The 573-nt window shown below is 29.5% G+C and carries 1 protein-coding gene and 1 pseudogene; both read right to left on the bottom strand.

Features of this window, described 5'->3' with window-relative positions; genetic code table 11:
• Positions 1 to 271, bottom strand: a 271-nt coding sequence (locus ATCC9714_RS16480) for a rubredoxin-like domain-containing protein (protein WP_340140877.1), incomplete at its 3' end; no start/stop codon positions are given.
• A gap of 204 nt (positions 272 to 475) precedes the next feature.
• Positions 476 to 573, bottom strand: a pseudogene (locus tag ATCC9714_RS17880) (NADH peroxidase); the annotation flags it as partial.

The raw sequence follows: 573 nt of genomic DNA, 5'->3' as shown, positions 1-573 counted from the left end.
CTACTTCTGGGAATCCTTCTCTATCAGCTTGACGACTCATTGCTAAATACATTCCTACTTCTGTACATTCTCCTGTAAAGTTAGCTCTTAATCCTTCTAATATTTCTTCATCTACTCCTTGTGCTACACCTATTCTGTGTTCATCTGCCCAAGCCATTTCACCTTTCATCTCTTCGAATTTACTAGCTGGTGCTTTACATACTGGACAAACTTCTGGTGGCATTTCTCCTTCATGTATATATCCACATATTGTACAAACAAATTTTTTCATATTAAAATCCTCCCTTTATTTATATATATCTCACTATTATAATCATAATCAAATCATACATTAACTTATTTATGTTAACGTTTCACTCTAATGTAATATAAGTATATTATATATACCCATAAAAATTTTTTTAAAACATAATTTATTTATATTATTAAGGTTTAATTAGGTGGAAGTTATTAGCTCCCACCTAAAATATTTATCTTAGTTTTCAAAATGTCTATTTAATAATCCTAAGAATGCTTTACCATGTCTAGCTTCATCTTTACACATTTCATGAACTGTATCATGTATAGCATCTA

The sequence above is a fragment of the Paraclostridium sordellii genome, from assembly GCF_000953675.1.
Taxonomy (GTDB): Bacteria; Bacillota; Clostridia; order Peptostreptococcales; family Peptostreptococcaceae; genus Paraclostridium; species Paraclostridium sordellii.
Note: the sequence above shows the minus strand (reverse complement) of the source record. Positions and strands in the feature narration are given on the sequence as shown.